A 16,163-nucleotide genomic window follows, 5' to 3' on the forward strand; every position below is an offset into this window, starting at 1 on the left:
TGCGCTTATCAGGCCTACAGCGATTTTGTAGGCCGGATAAGGCAACGCCGCCATCCGGCATTTAACAGTTTGTCTGAAATCAAAAGAGGCTTCTTACTTCACCACACACGACAGGACAGGCAGCATGTTGTATGGCTTTTCAGGTGTTATTTTACAGGGCGCAATCGTGACGCTTGAGCTTGCTCTTAGCTCGGTGGTACTGGCGGTTCTGATAGGCCTTGTCGGCGCGGGGGCAAAGCTGTCGCAAAGCCGGGCAATGGCGCTGATTTTCGAAGGGTACACGACGTTGATCCGTGGGGTACCCGATCTCGTCTTGATGTTGCTCATTTTCTACGGATTACAAATCGCACTGAACACGGTCACTGACGCGGTTGGTATCAGCCAGATTGATATTGATCCGATGGTGGCGGGGATTATTACGCTCGGTTTTATCTACGGTGCCTATTTTACTGAAACGTTCCGTGGCGCGTTTATGGCGGTTCCAAGAGGCCATATTGAAGCGGCGACGGCGTTTGGGTTTACCTCTTCGCAGATTTTTCGCCGGATTATGTTCCCGGCGATGATGCGCTACGCTCTGCCGGGGATTGGCAATAACTGGCAGGTCATTTTGAAGGCGACGGCGCTGGTTTCGCTGCTCGGACTGGAAGACGTGGTGAAAGCGACACAGCTTGCCGGGAAGAGCACCTGGGAGCCATTCTATTTTGCCGTAGTGTGCGGGCTTATCTATCTGGTGTTTACCACCGTGTCTAATGGTGTGCTGCTGTACCTTGAGCGCCGCTACTCTGTGGGTGTGAAGAGGGCTGACCTGTGATTGAGATTATTCAGGAGTACTGGAAATCCCTGCTGTGGACCGACGGCTATCGCTTTACCGGCGTAGCGATCACCCTGTGGTTGCTGATTTCATCCGTAGTGATGGGCGGCATTCTGGCGCTGTTTTTGGCGATTGGTCGCGTATCCAGCAATAAGTTTATCCAGTTCCCCATTTGGCTATTTACCTATATTTTCCGTGGCACGCCGCTTTACGTTCAGCTACTGGTGTTTTATTCCGGGATGTACACGCTGGAAATTGTCAAAGGGACGGACCTTCTCAACGCGTTTTTCCGCAGCGGGTTGAATTGCACCGTGCTGGCATTAACGCTGAATACCTGCGCCTATACCACCGAGATCTTTGCCGGGGCGATTCGTTCGGTGCCTCATGGTGAGATTGAAGCCGCGCGCGCTTACGGTTTTTCTTCATTCAAGATGTATCGCTGCATTATTTTGCCCTCCGCATTGCGTATTGCGCTGCCTGCGTACAGCAATGAGGTTATTTTAATGCTGCACTCAACGGCGCTGGCCTTTACGGCCACGGTACCGGATTTGTTGAAAATTGCCCGCGATATCAACTCGGCGACCTACCAGCCGTTTACCGCCTTCGGTATTGCCGCCGTGCTGTATTTGATGATTTCGTATGTCCTGATCAGTCTGTTCCGTAAAGCGGAAAAACGCTGGTTGCAGCATGTAAAACCTTCGACGCACTGAGAACATGATGTCTGAGAATAAATTAAACGTTATCGATTTACACAAACACTACGGCGAACATGAAGTGCTGAAAGGGGTATCGCTGCAGGCCAATGCGGGTGATGTGATCAGTATTATCGGCTCGTCAGGCTCTGGCAAAAGTACGTTCCTGCGCTGTATTAACTTTCTTGAAAAACCGAGCGCCGGGTCGATTGTGGTCAGCGGTCAGAACATTGGCCTGGTCCGTGACAAAGACGGTCAGCTCAAGGTGGCGGATAAAAATCAGCTGCGCCTGCTGCGTACGCGCCTGACCATGGTCTTTCAACACTTTAACCTGTGGAGCCACATGACGGTGCTGGAAAACGTCATGGAAGCGCCGATTCAGGTATTAGGGCTGAACAAGCAGGAAGCCCGCGAGCGTGCGGTGAAATATCTGGCTAAAGTGGGTATTGATGAACGCGCTCAGGGTAAGTATCCGGTGCACCTGTCCGGTGGTCAGCAGCAGCGTGTCTCCATTGCGCGCGCGCTGGCTATGGAGCCGGAGGTTCTGCTGTTTGATGAACCGACGTCAGCGCTTGACCCAGAGCTGGTGGGGGAAGTATTGCGTATCATGCAACAGCTGGCCGAAGAGGGGAAAACCATGGTGGTCGTCACCCACGAAATGGGGTTTGCCCGTCATGTCTCCACGCACGTGATTTTCCTGCATCAGGGGAAAATTGAAGAAGAAGGCGATCCGGAGCAGGTCTTCGGTAATCCGCAAAGTCCACGTTTACAGCAGTTCCTTAAAGGATCGCTGAAATAAGCGCTCGATTGCCCGGTGGCGTTTTTGTTGCTTACCGGGCCTTCGGCTTCCCGCACTCCAGACGATAACCCCAGTCGTCATAATGCACACCATTCACTTCATAGGCTTGCTCGAGCACCTGTGTGCGCACAAAACCGGTTTTTTCCAGTATGCGTACCGAGCCTTTGTTGTCCGCCAGCACCCACGCGTTTATCGCCATTACGCCAGCGTGTTCAAAGGCATAGTCGCACACCGCGCGTACCGCTTCACTGGCAATCCCTTTTCCCTGAGCGCGTGAAATAATGCAATAGCCAATATCAGCTTCTTGCGGAAAGTGATGACTAATCTGCAAACCAATATCACCGAGCGGAGTCGTGTCATGATGTTGGCGGATGACAAACGTATGGGGTGCATTAAGGCGCCGGGCGAACAGCAGGCGTGTTTCTTTTATCGGGGAGATAGTGCCCATAAAGCGCATGATGTCCGGGTTTTCGCGTAGTCGCAGGAAAAACGGCCAGTCAGTCGGTTGAAACGGGGAGAGGATAAGTCGCGGGGTGGTAATTATCGCCATAAATTCGCCATTACAGAAGTCAGGCTTATAACCTTACCACCGTAATGGCGACAGTGAACAGTCTTCGCGCTTATCGAATGACGTCGGCCAGTGCTTCCTCTAAATCATACCAGCGAAACGCAAAACCAGACGCTTCCAGCCGCTTAGGTAATGCGCGCTGACCGCCGAGAACCAGCACCGAGGATTCCCCCATCAGCAAGCGCATTGCGGTTGCGGGAACGCGTAAGACAGCAGGGCGATTCAGCGCATGGCCCAGCGCATGGGCAAATTGCTCATTACGCACCGGGTACGGCGAGACCATATTGAATGGGCCACGCAAATCGTTATCCAGCAGCCAGATGATCGCATTGACCATATCATCAATATGGATCCAGGCCAGATACTGACGTCCGTTACCGATGGGGCCGCCCAGACCAAGGCGAAACGGCGGAACCATTTTTCCGAGGATACCGCCCGCAGGTGCCAGTACGACACCGGTACGCAGCAGGCATACGCGCGTGTTATCGCTTTGCGCGCCGCAGGCAATTTGCTCCCACCGGGCGCAGAGCTTATGGGTAAATTCATTGTGCGGCGGTTCTTCTTCCGTGACGACGACTTCACCTAAGTCACCGTAGTATCCGGCAGCCGAACCTGAGATCAACGCCGTCGGTGGCGTATCGCTGGCGTTGATTAAATCGACCAGTTTCTGGGTGATACCCCAGCGACTTTGGCACAAACGCTCCTTTTGCTCAGCCGTCCAGCGCTTATCGGCGATGGGCTCTCCGGCAAGGTTAACAATCGCGTCGATGCCATTGAGGTTGGGCCTGTCCTCCAGCCCTTTCCACAGCGTAACCCGGGAGTCCAGAATCTGACGGGCCTTATCAGGGGTACGTGTTACAACGCTTATCTGATGCCCCAATTCCAGCAAGCGGGGGATCAGATGGCGTCCAATCAGGCCAGTACCACCGGTAATCAGAATCTGCATATTGCCTCCCGGATAACGATTAGCGCTGCCAGCTCAGCGTCATGGACACGGAGTCGGCGTAACGCAATGCGTGAAGTTTATCGATCTCTACTTCAGCATAAGTGACCCAGTGATGTTCGCGTGCGATATCGAGCACATCTTGGGTTAATTTTTCTAACAATGAGAAGCGGTTACTCTCTACGTGCGAAATAATGCTCTTGGTAATGGTGCGATAATTCAACGCATCGTTGATATCTTCGCTGGCGCGGGCTTTGTCTGCCGGGTAGTGGATGGCGATGTTAATGACGATATCCTGACGGTTCAGGATCTCCTCTTCTTTGATGCCAATAAACGTGCGCAGACGAAGGTTTTTTATACGAATAATTGCGTCAGGTTGTGACATTGCAGGTTTCCTCCATGTATGAACCTCTTAATGATACACGAGAATCGAATCGCGTTACCGGTTCTCACTCGGCGCGTGCTGCAGCGCACGTTCCGTGGCGGGACGGGTACGAATGCGTTCGTACCAGTTATTAACCGCCGGATAGGTATCGAGGTCGATACGCTGACGCTGATGAGCATGAATCCACGGCCAGCAAGCAATATCCGCAATGCTGTAGTGATCGCCACCTAACCAGGGGGACATTTCCAGACGTTTGTTCATCACGTTGTACAGACGCTGAGTTTCAACCTGATAGCGCTCAATGGCGTAAGGGATGGTTTGGGGGGCAAAATGATTAAAATGATGATTCTGGCTCAACATGGGACCCAGACCGCTCACCTGCCAGAACAGCCACTGCAACGTGGTGTGGCGTTCGCGTAATTCACCGCTGAGCAGCTTGCCGCTCTTCTCCGCCAGATACAGCAAAATTTCACCCGATTCAAACAGGCTGAGCGGCTTACCGCCGTCCTCCGGGGCGTTATCGATAATGGCCGGGATTTTATTGTTCGGCGAGATCTGCAGAAAATCCGGATGAAATTGATTCCCTTTGCTGATATCGACAGGAATCAGACGGTATTTCAACTGCGCCTCTTCGAGAAACAGCGTGATTTTGTGACCGTTGGGCGTTGGAGTGTAGTAGAGGTCGATCATTTTCAGCGTCCGTTGAGTGATGAATCGGGTCATGACAAGTATAGAGCCTGTTGGCGTGCGTGAGTTTTCATCAAGTGACAGGGTGAGAAAGACTCTATATTTTGAAAGCTAGCCAATCCAATCCCGAGGTCATTATGAGCAAACCTGCAATTACGCTGTGGTCAGATGCCAACTTTTTCTCCCCCTATGTGTTGTCCGTTTACGTTGCGCTACAGGAGAAAGGGCTGCCTTTTACGCTGAAAACCGTTGATCTCAGTGCGGGCGAGCATTTACAACCCACCTGGCAAGGATATGCGCTGACGCGTCGCGTCCCGGTTCTTGAGATTGACGGTTTTGAATTGAGCGAATCATCGGCGATTGCCGAGTTCCTGGAAGAGACCTTCTCGCCGCCGCAGTGGGAACGCATCTATCCGCATGATGTGCAAAAACGCGCGCGTGCCCGCCAGGTTCAGGCGTGGATCCGCAGCGACCTGATGCCTATTCGTGAAGAACGTTCCACGGACGTTGTGTTTGCCGGGGTGAAGAAAGCGCCGTTGAGTGAAGCGGGTAAAGCCAGCGCAGAAAAATTGTTCGCCACGGCGGGAAGTTTGCTTGCTCATGGGAAACAAAATTTATTTGGCGAATGGTGTATCGCAGATTGTGATTTAGCGCTAATGCTTAATCGTCTGGTGCTAAACGGAGATGACGTTCCACAGGCGTTAGCAGACTACGCCACCTTCCAGTGGCAGCGGGCTTCGGTACAACGTTTTATCGCGCTTTCAGCGAAGCGTTCCTGCTGATAATCGAGCGATAATCCAGTATCATTAAACGGTATTATACGACGAGGAGTGAGTGATGAAGCTGATGTTCGCATCGGACATTCATGGGTCGTTGCCAGCCACGGAGCGCGTACTTGAACTGTTTGCCCAAAGCGGGGCTCGATGGCTGGTGATATTGGGTGATATTTTAAACCACGGACCGCGTAATGCGCTGCCACAAGGTTATGCACCTGCGCAGGTTGCTGACCGCTTGAACGCGCTGGCGTCACGTATTATTGCGGTACGCGGTAATTGCGATAGTGAAGTGGATCAGATGCTCCTGCATTTTCCAATAACTGCGCCATGGCAGCAGGTTCTGATGGATAATCAGCGGCTCTTTTTGACGCATGGGCATCTTTATGGCCCGGAAAACCTCCCGGCGCTGAATGCGGGTGATGTGCTGATTTATGGGCATACGCATCTGCCGGTTGCCGAGAAGCGTGGTGATATTTACCACTTTAACCCCGGCTCGGTCAGTATTCCGAAAGGGGGTTTTACGGCAAGTTACGGGATTCTGGATGATAATGTTCTCAGCGTAATGGCACTCAATGATCAAAGTATCATTGCGCAGATCGAGATTAATCCGTAAGTTACCCCACAAACGTAAACGCGCCGTAAGAGCGCTAGAAAAAAGAAGGTTTCCTGATGGTGGAACAGCATCGTTTGGCAAGTACGGAATGGGTGGATATTGTGAATGAAGACAATGAAGTCATCGCACAGTCCAGCCGTGAACAAATGCGGGCGCAGCGCTTACGTCATCGCGCAACGTATATCGTCGTGCATGATGGTATGGGCAAAATTCTGGTTCAGCGTCGTACCGAGACAAAAGATTTTTTGCCCGGCATGCTGGATGCTACCGCGGGTGGTGTTGTTCAGGCTGATGAGCAAATGCTTGAATCTGCCCGCCGTGAAGCGGAAGAAGAGTTGGGCATTGCAGGCGTACCGTTTGCTGAACACGGTCAGTTTTATTTTGAGGACCAACACTGTCGCGTATGGGGAGGGCTGTTTAGCTGCGTATCCCACGGGCCGTTCGCGCTGCAGGAAGAAGAAATTAGCGAAGTCTGCTGGCTAACGCCGGAAGAAATTACCGCGCGCTGTGATGAGTTCACACCGGACTCGCTGAAAGCGCTGGCGCTGTGGATGACCCGCAACGCCAAGAATGAAGGGGCGAAAGCCGAAAAACAGGAAGAGGCGGAGTAAACACCGCTTATCCAGCCTACCCAGTAATGCAATCGGGTAGGCCGGGTGACACGCTTTGACATCGCCAACCGGCGTTGTGAATTAGTGATACCCCATTATCTGCGCACCAATCACCACCACGCTGGACATAATAAACAGCAGGCCCAGCAGTGTGGCACCTACCTTCAGCCAGTTACGGAAGTCCACCCGGCAAACGCCTAACGTCGCCATTAATGATGCTGATGTTGGATAGATAATGTGGCTGAATCCGTCACCAAACTGGAAGGCCAGCACGGTCACCTGACGGTTTACGCCGACCAGATCGCCCAGAGGCGCTAACAGTGGCATAGTGAGCGCTGCCTGACCCGAACCGGAAGTGACGAAGAAATTAAATACCGCCTGGAACAGCAGCATAAACCACGCCGCAATGGCATTGTCCAGGCCGCTAATGCCGTTGGCAATGCTGTGCAGCAGGGTATTCAGCACACTCGCATCGCCTGCCTCACCATTACCAACCAGCAGTAATATCCCCTTGGCAAAACCGACCAGCAGGGCCGGGGCAATCATCATGCGTGCCCCCTCAGTGAATGAAGAAGCCATGATGTTAACCGTCATTCCGTTGAGCCGGAAGACAACGCCGATAATGCCAATCACCAGACCCATAGTGAAAAACTGGCTGGCGATTTCAGGAATGAACCATGCGTTGACGATAACGCCCCAGACAACCCAGATCATTACCGCAGTGAGGACGATCAGTACCAGCCAGTCACCCAGCGTGAAGCGTCGCTCTACCACCTCGTCCTGCTGTTCGCGGAAAAAACGGTCTGATTCATGAACGCGGGATAGCAGGGGGTTTTTCTTGATGCGTGTTGCGTAGGCCAGCGTAAAAGTCAGGCCAATCATTGTGGCAACGACCCACACCACGATACGCAAACCAGAGCCGGAGAGTACCGGGACGCCTGCAATGCCCTGTGCGACAACCACACAGAACGGGTTCATCCATGAACTGGCAAAGCCGATTTGGGTGGCAATGTAGGTCACCAGCACGGTGGTAATACTGTCGTAACCTAAGCGCACCATGAGTGGGGCGATGATAATGGCAAAGGCGACCGCCTCTTCTCCCATACCAAAGACCGCGCCACCCAATGAGAAGAGGATAAACAGCACCGGGATGAACAAGACCTCGTTACCCCGGGTATGGCGGATGAGCGCCAGGATGCCGTTATCAATGGTTCCGGTACGCATAACAATGCCAAACGCGCCGCCGATCACCAGCATAAACATAATGATGCCAACGGCAGTACCGAATTTAGAGCCGGAGGTTAACCCTTCGAACGGAAAATTCATCAGCCCGGGACTTTCATCGCCGGTGGTGAAAAATTTCACCCGGTGATACTGCTCTTCGCCGGCATCGTTGGTCAGAATGCGAAAAGAGTGGGGATCGACCACTTTACGGGTTTTGGTTTGCCCATCAACCTGGTACTGCACTTCTTGACTGTCGAACATGCCGACGGGAACAACCCAGGTGGCCAGGCTGGTTAAAATAGCGACGAAAAAAATAATCACCAGCGTATCGGGCATGGCCCATTTTTTCGCGGATTGTGATTCTGTAACTGCAGACATGACAGACTATCCCTGTTGCAAAGCAAAGAGACTAAGTATGAGAAGAGAAGAATAGTTATTCATTGATGCAGCGCAGCTAAGCAAAATTTTCAGAATTTGCGACTGCAATTGCGGAGATAAAAAAGCCGGAAATATCAGCTATTTCCGGCTTTCATGAGCATGATGTGTAGGCCGGATAAGGCGCTTAGCGCCACTATCCGACACACGCAGCAAATTACTGCTGTTGCTGGGAAGACTGGATCGCGGTCAGTGCGATGGTGTAGACGATATCGTCTACCAGCGCGCCACGAGACAGATCGTTCACCGGCTTGCGCATACCCTGCAGCATCGGCCCGATGGAGATCAGGTCGGCAGAACGTTGTACCGCTTTGTAGGTGGTGTTACCGGTGTTCAGATCCGGGAAGATGAACACGGTAGCGCGACCTGCAACCGGAGAGTTCGGCGCTTTAGATTTCGCAACGTCAGCCATAACAGCGGCGTCGTACTGCAGCGGACCGTCGATCATCAGGTCTGGACGTTTTTCCTGAGCCAGACGTGTTGCTTCGCGGACTTTCTCAACGTCGCTACCTGCACCAGAGGTGCCGGTAGAGTAGGAGAGCATCGCTACGCGAGGTTCAATACCGAAGGCCGTTGCGGAGTCTGCGGACTGGATGGCGATTTCTGCCAGCTGTTCTGCAGTCGGATCCGGGTTGATCGCGCAGTCGCCGTAAACGTAAACCTGATCCGGCAGCAGCATGAAGAACACAGAAGACACCAGAGAGCTGCCCGGTGCAGTTTTGATCAGCTGCAGCGGTGGGCGAATGGTGTTTGCGGTGGTGTGAACAGCACCGGAAACCAGGCCGTCAACGTCGTCCTGCTCCAGCATCAGGGTACCGAGAACCACGTTGTCTTCCAGCTGTTCGCGGGCAACGGTTTCAGTCATACCTTTGTTTTTACGCAGTTCGACCAGGCGGGCCACGTAGCTCTCGCGAACCACATCCGGGTCAACGATTTCTACGCCTGCGCCCAGTTCAACGCCCTGAGACGCTGCAACACGGGTGATTTCATCCGGGTTACCCAGCAGTACGCAGGTCGCGATACCACGTTCAGCACAGATAGCTGCCGCTTTAACAGTACGCGGTTCGTCGCCTTCTGGCAGAACTACGCGTTTGCCTGCTTTACGCGCCAGCTCGGTCAGCTGGTAGCGGAACGCTGGCGGAGACAGACGACGGCTGCGCTCAGAGGTCGCAGTCAGGGATTCAACCCAGTCAGCGTTGATGTAGTTAGCAACGTATTCCTGAACTTTCTCGATGCGCTCGTGATCGTCAACCGGGACTTCCAGGTTGAAGCTCTGCAGGCTCAGGGAGGTCTGCCAGGTGTTGGTGTTTACCATGAATACCGGCAGACCGGTTTCGAATGCACGTTCGCACAGTTTTGTAATGCGCGCGTCCATTTCGTAACCGCCAGTCAGCAGCAGAGCACCGATTTCTACGCCGTTCATTGCCGCCAGGCATGCTGCAACCAGCACGTCAGGACGATCGGCAGAGGTCACCAGCAGAGAACCGGCACGGAAATGCTCGAGCATGTGCGGAATGCTGCGTGCACAGAAAGTCACAGACTTCACGCGACGGGTATTGATATCGCCTTCGTTAACGATGGTGGCGTTCAGGTGACGCGCCATATCGATTGCACGAGTGGCGATCAGATCAAAGCTCCACGGCACCGCGCCCAGAACCGGCAGCGGGCTGGATTCTTGCAGTTTAGCCGGGTCAACTTTAACCACTTTCGCTTTGGAGGAGTCGTCAAAAATTTCGGACAGATCCGGGCGAGTACGGCCCTGCTCATCAACCGGTGCGTTCAGTTTGTTAACGATAACGCCGGTGATGTTGGTATTTTTAGCGCCGCCGAAGCTGCTGCGAGTCAGTTCAATACGCTCGTTCAGCTGTTCCGGGGTGTCAGTGCCCTGAGACATTACGAAGACGATTTCTGCATTCAGCGTTTTCGCAATTTCGTAGTTCAGAGACTGAGCGAACTGGTGCTTACGGGTTGGGACCAGGCCTTCAACCAGCACCACTTCAGCATTTTTGGTGTTCGCGTGGTAGTTTGCGATGATCTCTTCCATCAGCACATCTTTCTGATTGCTGGAGAGCAGAGACTCAACGTGGCTCATCTTCAGCGGCTCAGCGGCTGGCAGAGACGAGTTCGCACGGACAATCGCAGTAGTCTGGTCTGGCGCATCGCCACCGGCACGCGGTTGAGCGATCGGCTTAAAGACGCTCAGACTTACGCCTTTACGTTCCATTGCACGGATCACGCCAAGGCTGACGCTGGTCAGACCGACGCTGGTTCCGGTAGGGATCAGCATAATAATACGGGACACGGTTTATCCTCTTTCGTTACCGTCGATTTCGACGGGTTACAAAACAGCACCGCCAGCTAGGCTGGCGGTGTGAAATCAGGCAGTCAGACGGCTCGCGTCTTGCGCGATAACCAGTTCTTCGTTGGTTGGGATAACCACCGCAGGACGGGTACCTTCTTTGTTGATGAAACCAGATTTGCCGAAACGTGCGGCCAGGTTACGTTCGTGGTCAACGTCAAAGCCCAGAACGCCCAGTTTGCCCAGGGACAGTTCACGAACCATCGCGGCGTTTTCACCGATACCACCGGTGAAGACGACGGCGTCCAGACGACCGTCCATCAGTGCAGTGTAAGAACCGATGTATTTCGCCAGACGGTGACAGTAAACGTCCATTGCACGTTTAGCGTCTTCTTTGGTCTCGTAGTTGTCTTCAACATAGCGGCAGTCGCTGGTGACTTCGGTCAGGCCCAGCAGGCCAGACTCTTTGGTCAGCATTTTGTTGATTTGGTCAACGCTCATGCCCAGGGTGTCGTGCAGGTGGAAGATAATCGCCGGGTCGATGTCACCGGAACGCGTACCCATCACCAGACCTTCCAGCGGGGTCAGACCCATGGAGGTATCAACACATTTACCGTTACGGATAGCAGACACAGAACCACCGTTGCCCAGGTGGCAAGTGATGATGTTCAGTTCATCAACCGGTTTGTTCAGCATTTTTGCCGCTTCTTGAGTGACGAAGAAGTGGCTGGTGCCGTGTGCGCCATAGCGACGAACACCGTGCTCTCTGTACAGGCTGTACGGCAGAGCGTAGAGGTAAGATTCTTCCGGCATAGTCTGATGGAACGCGGTGTCAAACACTGCCACGTTTTTGTCTTTCAGATTAGGGAAAGATTTCAGCGCTTCTGCAATACCGATCAGGTGAGCCGGGTTGTGCAGCGGTGCGAAAGAGGCAGAATCTTTGATGCCCTGAATAACGGAATCATCGATAACCACGGAGCTGGTATACTTCTCGCCGCCGTGTACGATACGGTGACCAATCGCAGTCAATTGCGCGGACAATTCCGGTTTTTGTGCCAGAATAGTGTTAACGATGAAGTTCAGCGCTTCACTGTGAGCGGCGCCTGCACCTAAAGCCGCTTCTTGTTTACCGCCGTCCATTTTCCACTTGATACGTGCTTCTGGAAGATGGAAACATTCGGCTAAACCAGAAAGGTATTCTTCACCGTTTACTGCATCGATGATGGCAAATTTCAGTGAGGAGCTACCGCAGTTCAGAACCAGTACTAACTTACTCGACATGGAAGTACCTATTTATGGATACGTGGCTAAAAAAACGTCATGGAGTCAAAGAGCGTAGCGCATGATGACACCGACGTTTATGATTAACATCATGCGCCGTTGTCTTTTTGGGCATGATGGAATAAATACCTTTGAGTCTATGTCATTTTGCGTATTTTTCAGCCAATGGCATACTGTATGCCAATTTGACGACTCAATGATTTTGGACTAAAGGCCTTACAGGCCGACACAGGATACCTGATTGTGGGTATCGAAGACAAAATGTTTTGAACGATGTCCCTTGCAGTTGTTGTTTTGCACAAATTTTTTAAATTTTATATGTGAAGTTGAGGTAACCGCCATGTCGACACCGGATAATCGCTCCGTAAATTTTTTCAGTTTGTTTCGCCGGGGGCAGCACTACGCTAAGACGTGGCCGATGGAAAAGCGCCTGGCGCCCGTATTTGTTGAGAATCGCGTAATCCGCATGACGCGTTACGCGACCCGTTTTATGCCGCCGATTGCCGTCTTTACCCTGTGCTGGCAAATCGCGCTGGGTGGGCAACTGGGACCGGCCGTAGCGACCGCGCTGTTTGCGCTCAGCCTGCCAATGCAGGGCATGTGGTGGTTAGGTAAACGTTCCGTTACGCCGTTGCCGCCCTCGATTCTCAACTGGTTCTATGAAGTCCGGGGTAAATTACAAGAGGCCGGCCAGGCACTAGCTCCGGTGGAAGGGAAGCCTGATTATCAAGCGCTAGCTGACACGCTTAAGCGCGCCTTCAAACAACTGGATAAAACTTTTCTCGATGATTTGTAATTGACCCCTGATTACGCATATAAAAGAAGGCATAAGATGCCTTCTTTTTTTTCATCGCAGCAGTAGTGATACAGGAGTCCCAAATGGAAATGACCAACGCTCAACGTCTCATTTTATCTAACCAGTACAAAATGATGACTATGCTCGATCCAACCAACGCCGAGCGTTATCGTCGTTTACAGACGATTATTGAACGCGGTTATGGCTTGCAGATGCGCGAGCTAGATCGTGAGTTTGGTGAGCTGACAGAAGAAACCTGCCGCACAATTATCGATATCATGGAGATGTATCACGCATTACATGTTTCATGGACTAACCTTAAAGACGCCCAGTCCATTGATGAGCGCCGCGTCACATTTTTGGGCTTTGATGCCGCAACGGAAGCGCGCTTCCTCGGATACGTGCGTTTTATGGTCAATGTGGAAGGGCGTTATACCCACTTTGATGCCGGTACGCATGGCTTTAACGCCCAGACGCCGATGTGGGAAAAATATCAGCGTATGTTGAGTGTCTGGCATTCTTGCCCGCGTCAGTACCACCTGAGCGCGAATGAAATTAACCAAATCATTAATGCCTGAGGGGGCGAGCGTGCAGTGCAAAGGCTTTCTGTTTGATCTGGATGGTACGCTGGTCGATTCCTTACCTGCGGTAGAACGTGCATGGTGCAACTGGGCCGATCGTTTTGGGCTTGACCACGATGAGGTGCTGGGCTTTATTCACGGTAAGCAGGCGATTACCTCCTTGCGACACTTTATGGTGGGTAAGTCAGAGGCAGATATTGCCGCAGAATTTACGCGCCTGGAGCAAATAGAGGCAACGGAGACCGCAGGCATCACCGCACTGCCAGGAGCGGTGGATTTACTCAATCACCTCAATAAAGCCGGGATCCCCTGGGCGATCGTCACGTCGGGATCCATGCCGGTGGCGCGGGCGCGCCATCGTGTTGCGGGTCTGCCTGCTCCGGAAGTGTTTGTCACTGCCGAGCGGGTAAAAAGAGGTAAGCCAGAGCCTGACGCCTATCTGTTAGGCGCGCAACTGCTGGGTCTTGCGCCGCGTGAATGTGCCGTTGTTGAGGATGCGCCAGCCGGGGTGCTCTCTGGTCTGGCGGCAGGGTGTCATGTCATCGCTGTGAACGCGCCGGCGGATACGCCGCGTCTGGATGAGGTCGATTTTGCGCTGACCAGTCTGGAGCATATTTCCGTGACTAAACAACCCAACGGAAATGTGGTCGTTGTAAGAAATACCTGAACATGATTTAGCCCCAGATTGTTGGGGCTTTTTTATGGCAGAATCGGTCCATCCCTCTCATTTAACAAGGATATGTTGTGAACGGTGAATTGATCTGGGTTCTCTCATTGCTGGCAGTTGCCGTGGTCTTGTTTGCGACGGGCAGAGTGCGTATGGATGCGGTCGCTTTGCTGGTCATTATTGCTTTTGTTTTGAGTGGAACGCTGAGCATTTCTGAGGCCTTCTCCGGTTTCAGCGATCCTAACGTTATTTTGATAGCCGCTCTGTTTATTATTGGCGACGGCCTGGTGCGCACCGGGGTGGCGACCGTGATGGGGGCCTGGCTGGTGAAGGTCGCTGGCAGCAGCGAGGTTAAAATGCTGGTGCTGCTGATGATAACCGTCGCCGGACTCGGCGCGTTCATGAGTTCTACCGGCGTTGTCGCTATCTTTATCCCGGTTGTCTTAAGCGTCTCCATGCGCATGCAAACCTCACCTTCACGCTTGATGATGCCGCTCAGCTTTGCCGGATTGATCAGCGGCATGATGACGCTGGTGGCAACGCCGCCTAACCTGGTCGTCAACAGCGAACTCTTGCGCGAAGGGCTTAACGGTTTCAGCTTCTTTAGCGTGACGCCGCTGGGTCTGGTGGTGCTGGTGCTCGGCATTATTTATATGCTGCTGATGCGCTTTATGCTGAAGGGCGATGATGCCGGTCAGCAGGGCGATGTCTGGAAGCGCCGGACTTTTCGCGATTTGATCAAAGAATATCGCCTTACGGGACGCGCGCGCCGACTGGCTATTCGCCCCGGGTCACCGATGATTGGTCAACGTCTGGACGATTTAAAACTGCGTGAACGCTACGGGGCGAACGTCATTGGCGTTGAGCGCTGGCGTCGTTTTCGCCGCGTCATTGTTGACGTAAACGGTGTTTCTGAGTTTCGTGCCCGTGATGTTTTGTTGATCGATATGTCTTCAGCCGATGTCGACCTGCGCGAATTTTGTAGCGAGCAGTTGTTGGAGCCGATGGTGCTGCGCGGCGAATATTTCTCCGAGCAGGCGTTGGATGTGGGTATGGCGGAAATTTCGCTGATCCCGGAATCGGAATTGATCGGTAAAACGGTGCGGGAGATTGGATTTCGTACCCGCTATGGACTTAACGTTGTCGGATTAAAGCGTGATGGCGCGGCGCTAGCCGGGGCGGTCGTCAATGAGCCGCTGCTGATGGGCGATATTATTCTGGTCGTGGGTAACTGGAAACTGATCACCGCGTTGGGGAAAAAGGGACGCGATTTTGTGGTGTTGAATATGCCCGTTGAGGTCAGTGAAGCGTCTCCTGCGCACAGCCAGGCACCGCATGCGATTTTCTGCCTGGTCCTGATGGTTGCCCTGATGCTGACCGATGAAATCCCCAATACGGTTGCTGCGATTATCGCCTGCCTGCTGATGGGTAAATTCCGTTGTATTGACGCAGAAAGTGCGTATAAAGCCATTCACTGGCCGAGCATTATTTTAATTGTCGGAATGATGCCTTTTGCGCTGGCCCTGCAAAAAACCGGTGGCGTCGATCTGGTAGTGAAAGGCCTGATGGACGTGGGTGGGGGATACGGGCCGTACATGATGCTGGGCTGTCTGTTCGTACTGTGCGCCACCATCGGGTTATTTATTTCGAATACCGCGACGGCGGTGTTGATGGCGCCGATTGCACTGGCGGCAGCGAAGTCGATGGGCGTTTCACCGTATCCTTTTGCGATGGTCATTGCGATGGCGGCATCTGCAGCCTTTATGACGCCGGTATCGTCACCGGTTAACACGCTGGTACTGGGACCGGGTAACTACAGCTTCAGCGACTTCGTGAAGATTGGCGTGCCGTTTACACTGATTGTCATGGTGGTCTGTATTGTGATGATCCCGATGCTGTTTCCGTTCTAATGCTTCCCTGGTGTCGTTTCGCGGGTCTTGTAGGCCTGATAAGCGTAGCGCCATCAGGCATGATGCCGGATGGCGACGTAAACGT

At 53.0% G+C, this 16,163-nt stretch carries 17 protein-coding genes; 10 read left to right on the top strand and 7 right to left on the bottom strand.

What is annotated here, in order from left to right:
- The first annotated feature begins 124 nt into the window (after positions 1-124).
- Genes AC3ITF_RS07090 through hisP form a run of 3 tightly spaced genes read left to right on the top strand, consistent with a single transcriptional unit; the run spans position 125 to position 2,302 of the window.
- Positions 125-811, top strand: coding sequence for a histidine ABC transporter permease HisQ (locus AC3ITF_RS07090; protein WP_096756353.1), 687 nt, complete (start codon positions 125-127; stop codon positions 809-811).
- On the top strand, positions 808-1,521 hold the full coding sequence (gene hisM / locus AC3ITF_RS07095) for a histidine ABC transporter permease HisM (RefSeq protein ID WP_096756354.1): 714 nt from the start codon (positions 808-810) through the stop codon (positions 1,519-1,521). The genes AC3ITF_RS07090 and hisM overlap by 4 nt, the downstream gene beginning before the upstream one ends.
- A 7-nt stretch (positions 1,522-1,528) precedes the next feature.
- A complete protein-coding gene (hisP, locus tag AC3ITF_RS07100; RefSeq protein WP_096756355.1) occupies positions 1,529-2,302 on the top strand; it encodes a histidine ABC transporter ATP-binding protein HisP in 774 nt (257 codons plus the stop codon).
- Between the two features lie 31 nt (positions 2,303-2,333).
- Here the strand turns inward: hisP and AC3ITF_RS07105 are convergent, their stop codons facing one another.
- From AC3ITF_RS07105 to yfcG, 4 genes are all read right to left on the bottom strand, one after another.
- Positions 2,334-2,852: a GNAT family N-acetyltransferase gene (locus tag AC3ITF_RS07105; protein ID WP_137362126.1), complete on the bottom strand. Its 519-nt coding sequence runs from the start codon at positions 2,850-2,852 to the stop codon at positions 2,334-2,336.
- Between the two features lie 70 nt (positions 2,853-2,922).
- On the bottom strand, positions 2,923-3,816 hold the full coding sequence (locus AC3ITF_RS07110; RefSeq protein ID WP_096756357.1) for a TIGR01777 family oxidoreductase: 894 nt from the start codon (positions 3,814-3,816) through the stop codon (positions 2,923-2,925).
- 19 nt (positions 3,817-3,835) lie between these two features.
- Entirely contained in the window at positions 3,836-4,198 is a 363-nt protein-coding gene (gene folX, locus AC3ITF_RS07115) for a dihydroneopterin triphosphate 2'-epimerase (protein ID WP_096756358.1), read from the bottom strand.
- A gap of 54 nt (positions 4,199-4,252) precedes the next feature.
- Complete coding sequence (yfcG, locus tag AC3ITF_RS07120) at positions 4,253-4,888, bottom strand: GSH-dependent disulfide bond oxidoreductase (protein ID WP_489176432.1); 636 nt, start codon at positions 4,886-4,888, stop codon at positions 4,253-4,255.
- Between the two features lie 134 nt (positions 4,889-5,022).
- Here yfcG and yfcF point away from each other — a divergent pair, with 134 nt between their 5' ends.
- Genes yfcF through yfcD form a run of 3 tightly spaced genes read left to right on the top strand, consistent with a single transcriptional unit; the run spans position 5,023 to position 6,885 of the window.
- Positions 5,023-5,667 (top strand): glutathione transferase, encoded by a 645-nt coding sequence (gene yfcF / locus AC3ITF_RS07125; protein WP_135911678.1) that lies wholly within the window; start codon positions 5,023-5,025, stop codon positions 5,665-5,667.
- 55 nt (positions 5,668-5,722) lie between these two features.
- Positions 5,723-6,274 (top strand): phosphodiesterase, encoded by a 552-nt coding sequence (gene yfcE, locus AC3ITF_RS07130; RefSeq protein WP_115257902.1) that lies wholly within the window; start codon positions 5,723-5,725, stop codon positions 6,272-6,274.
- 56 nt (positions 6,275-6,330) lie between these two features.
- Positions 6,331-6,885, top strand: a complete 555-nt coding sequence (gene yfcD, locus AC3ITF_RS07135; protein ID WP_096756361.1) for an NUDIX hydrolase YfcD — start codon at positions 6,331-6,333, stop codon at positions 6,883-6,885.
- Between the two features lie 81 nt (positions 6,886-6,966).
- Here the strand turns inward: yfcD and yfcC are convergent, their stop codons facing one another.
- From yfcC to ackA, 3 genes are all read right to left on the bottom strand, one after another.
- Complete coding sequence (gene yfcC, locus AC3ITF_RS07140; RefSeq protein WP_117343405.1) at positions 6,967-8,487, bottom strand: putative basic amino acid antiporter YfcC; 1,521 nt, start codon at positions 8,485-8,487, stop codon at positions 6,967-6,969.
- A 214-nt stretch (positions 8,488-8,701) separates the two neighbouring features.
- Positions 8,702-10,846, bottom strand: a complete 2,145-nt coding sequence (gene pta, locus AC3ITF_RS07145; protein ID WP_096756363.1) for a phosphate acetyltransferase — start codon at positions 10,844-10,846, stop codon at positions 8,702-8,704.
- Positions 10,847-10,921: 75 nt separating this feature from the next.
- Positions 10,922-12,124, bottom strand: a complete 1,203-nt coding sequence (gene ackA / locus AC3ITF_RS07150; RefSeq protein ID WP_115257905.1) for an acetate kinase — start codon at positions 12,122-12,124, stop codon at positions 10,922-10,924.
- A gap of 340 nt (positions 12,125-12,464) precedes the next feature.
- Between ackA and yfbV the strand changes: the two genes are divergently transcribed.
- From yfbV to AC3ITF_RS07170, 4 genes are all read left to right on the top strand, one after another.
- Entirely contained in the window at positions 12,465-12,920 is a 456-nt protein-coding gene (yfbV, locus tag AC3ITF_RS07155; RefSeq protein WP_045445597.1) for a terminus macrodomain insulation protein YfbV, read from the top strand.
- An 83-nt stretch (positions 12,921-13,003) separates the two neighbouring features.
- The gene (locus tag AC3ITF_RS07160) at positions 13,004-13,498 is read left to right on the top strand and encodes a YfbU family protein (RefSeq protein ID WP_096756365.1); all 495 of its coding nucleotides are present in this window, start codon (positions 13,004-13,006) and stop codon (positions 13,496-13,498) included.
- Entirely contained in the window at positions 13,491-14,168 is a 678-nt protein-coding gene (locus AC3ITF_RS07165; RefSeq protein ID WP_117343406.1) for a sugar phosphatase, read from the top strand. The genes AC3ITF_RS07160 and AC3ITF_RS07165 overlap by 8 nt, the downstream gene beginning before the upstream one ends.
- 77 nt (positions 14,169-14,245) lie before the next feature.
- Entirely contained in the window at positions 14,246-16,078 is a 1,833-nt protein-coding gene (locus AC3ITF_RS07170; protein ID WP_135911680.1) for an SLC13 family permease, read from the top strand.
- Positions 16,079-16,163 lie beyond the last annotated feature (85 nt).

It is taken from the genome of Citrobacter sp. KH_055_1 (assembly GCF_057838705.1).

Excerpts from the sequence above, each read along its gene's own strand:
- AC3ITF_RS07090 (WP_096756353.1), top strand. The coding sequence starts at position 125 with ATGTTGTATGGCTTTTCAGGTGTTATTTTACAGGGCGCAATCGTGACG.
- hisP (WP_096756355.1), top strand. The coding sequence starts at position 1,529 with ATGTCTGAGAATAAATTAAACGTTATCGATTTACACAAACACTACGGC.
- AC3ITF_RS07105 (WP_137362126.1), bottom strand. The coding sequence starts at position 2,852 with ATGGCGATAATTACCACCCCGCGACTTATCCTCTCCCCGTTTCAACCG.
- AC3ITF_RS07110 (WP_096756357.1), bottom strand. The coding sequence starts at position 3,816 with ATGCAGATTCTGATTACCGGTGGTACTGGCCTGATTGGACGCCATCTG.
- folX (WP_096756358.1), bottom strand. The coding sequence starts at position 4,198 with ATGTCACAACCTGACGCAATTATTCGTATAAAAAACCTTCGTCTGCGC.
- yfcG (WP_489176432.1), bottom strand. The coding sequence starts at position 4,888 with ATGATCGACCTCTACTACACTCCAACGCCCAACGGTCACAAAATCACG.
- yfcF (WP_135911678.1), top strand. The coding sequence starts at position 5,023 with ATGAGCAAACCTGCAATTACGCTGTGGTCAGATGCCAACTTTTTCTCC.
- yfcE (WP_115257902.1), top strand. The coding sequence starts at position 5,723 with ATGAAGCTGATGTTCGCATCGGACATTCATGGGTCGTTGCCAGCCACG.
- yfcD (WP_096756361.1), top strand. The coding sequence starts at position 6,331 with ATGGTGGAACAGCATCGTTTGGCAAGTACGGAATGGGTGGATATTGTG.
- yfcC (WP_117343405.1), bottom strand. The coding sequence starts at position 8,487 with ATGTCTGCAGTTACAGAATCACAATCCGCGAAAAAATGGGCCATGCCC.
- ackA (WP_115257905.1), bottom strand. The coding sequence starts at position 12,124 with ATGTCGAGTAAGTTAGTACTGGTTCTGAACTGCGGTAGCTCCTCACTG.
- yfbV (WP_045445597.1), top strand. The coding sequence starts at position 12,465 with ATGTCGACACCGGATAATCGCTCCGTAAATTTTTTCAGTTTGTTTCGC.
- AC3ITF_RS07160 (WP_096756365.1), top strand. The coding sequence starts at position 13,004 with ATGGAAATGACCAACGCTCAACGTCTCATTTTATCTAACCAGTACAAA.
- AC3ITF_RS07165 (WP_117343406.1), top strand. The coding sequence starts at position 13,491 with ATGCCTGAGGGGGCGAGCGTGCAGTGCAAAGGCTTTCTGTTTGATCTG.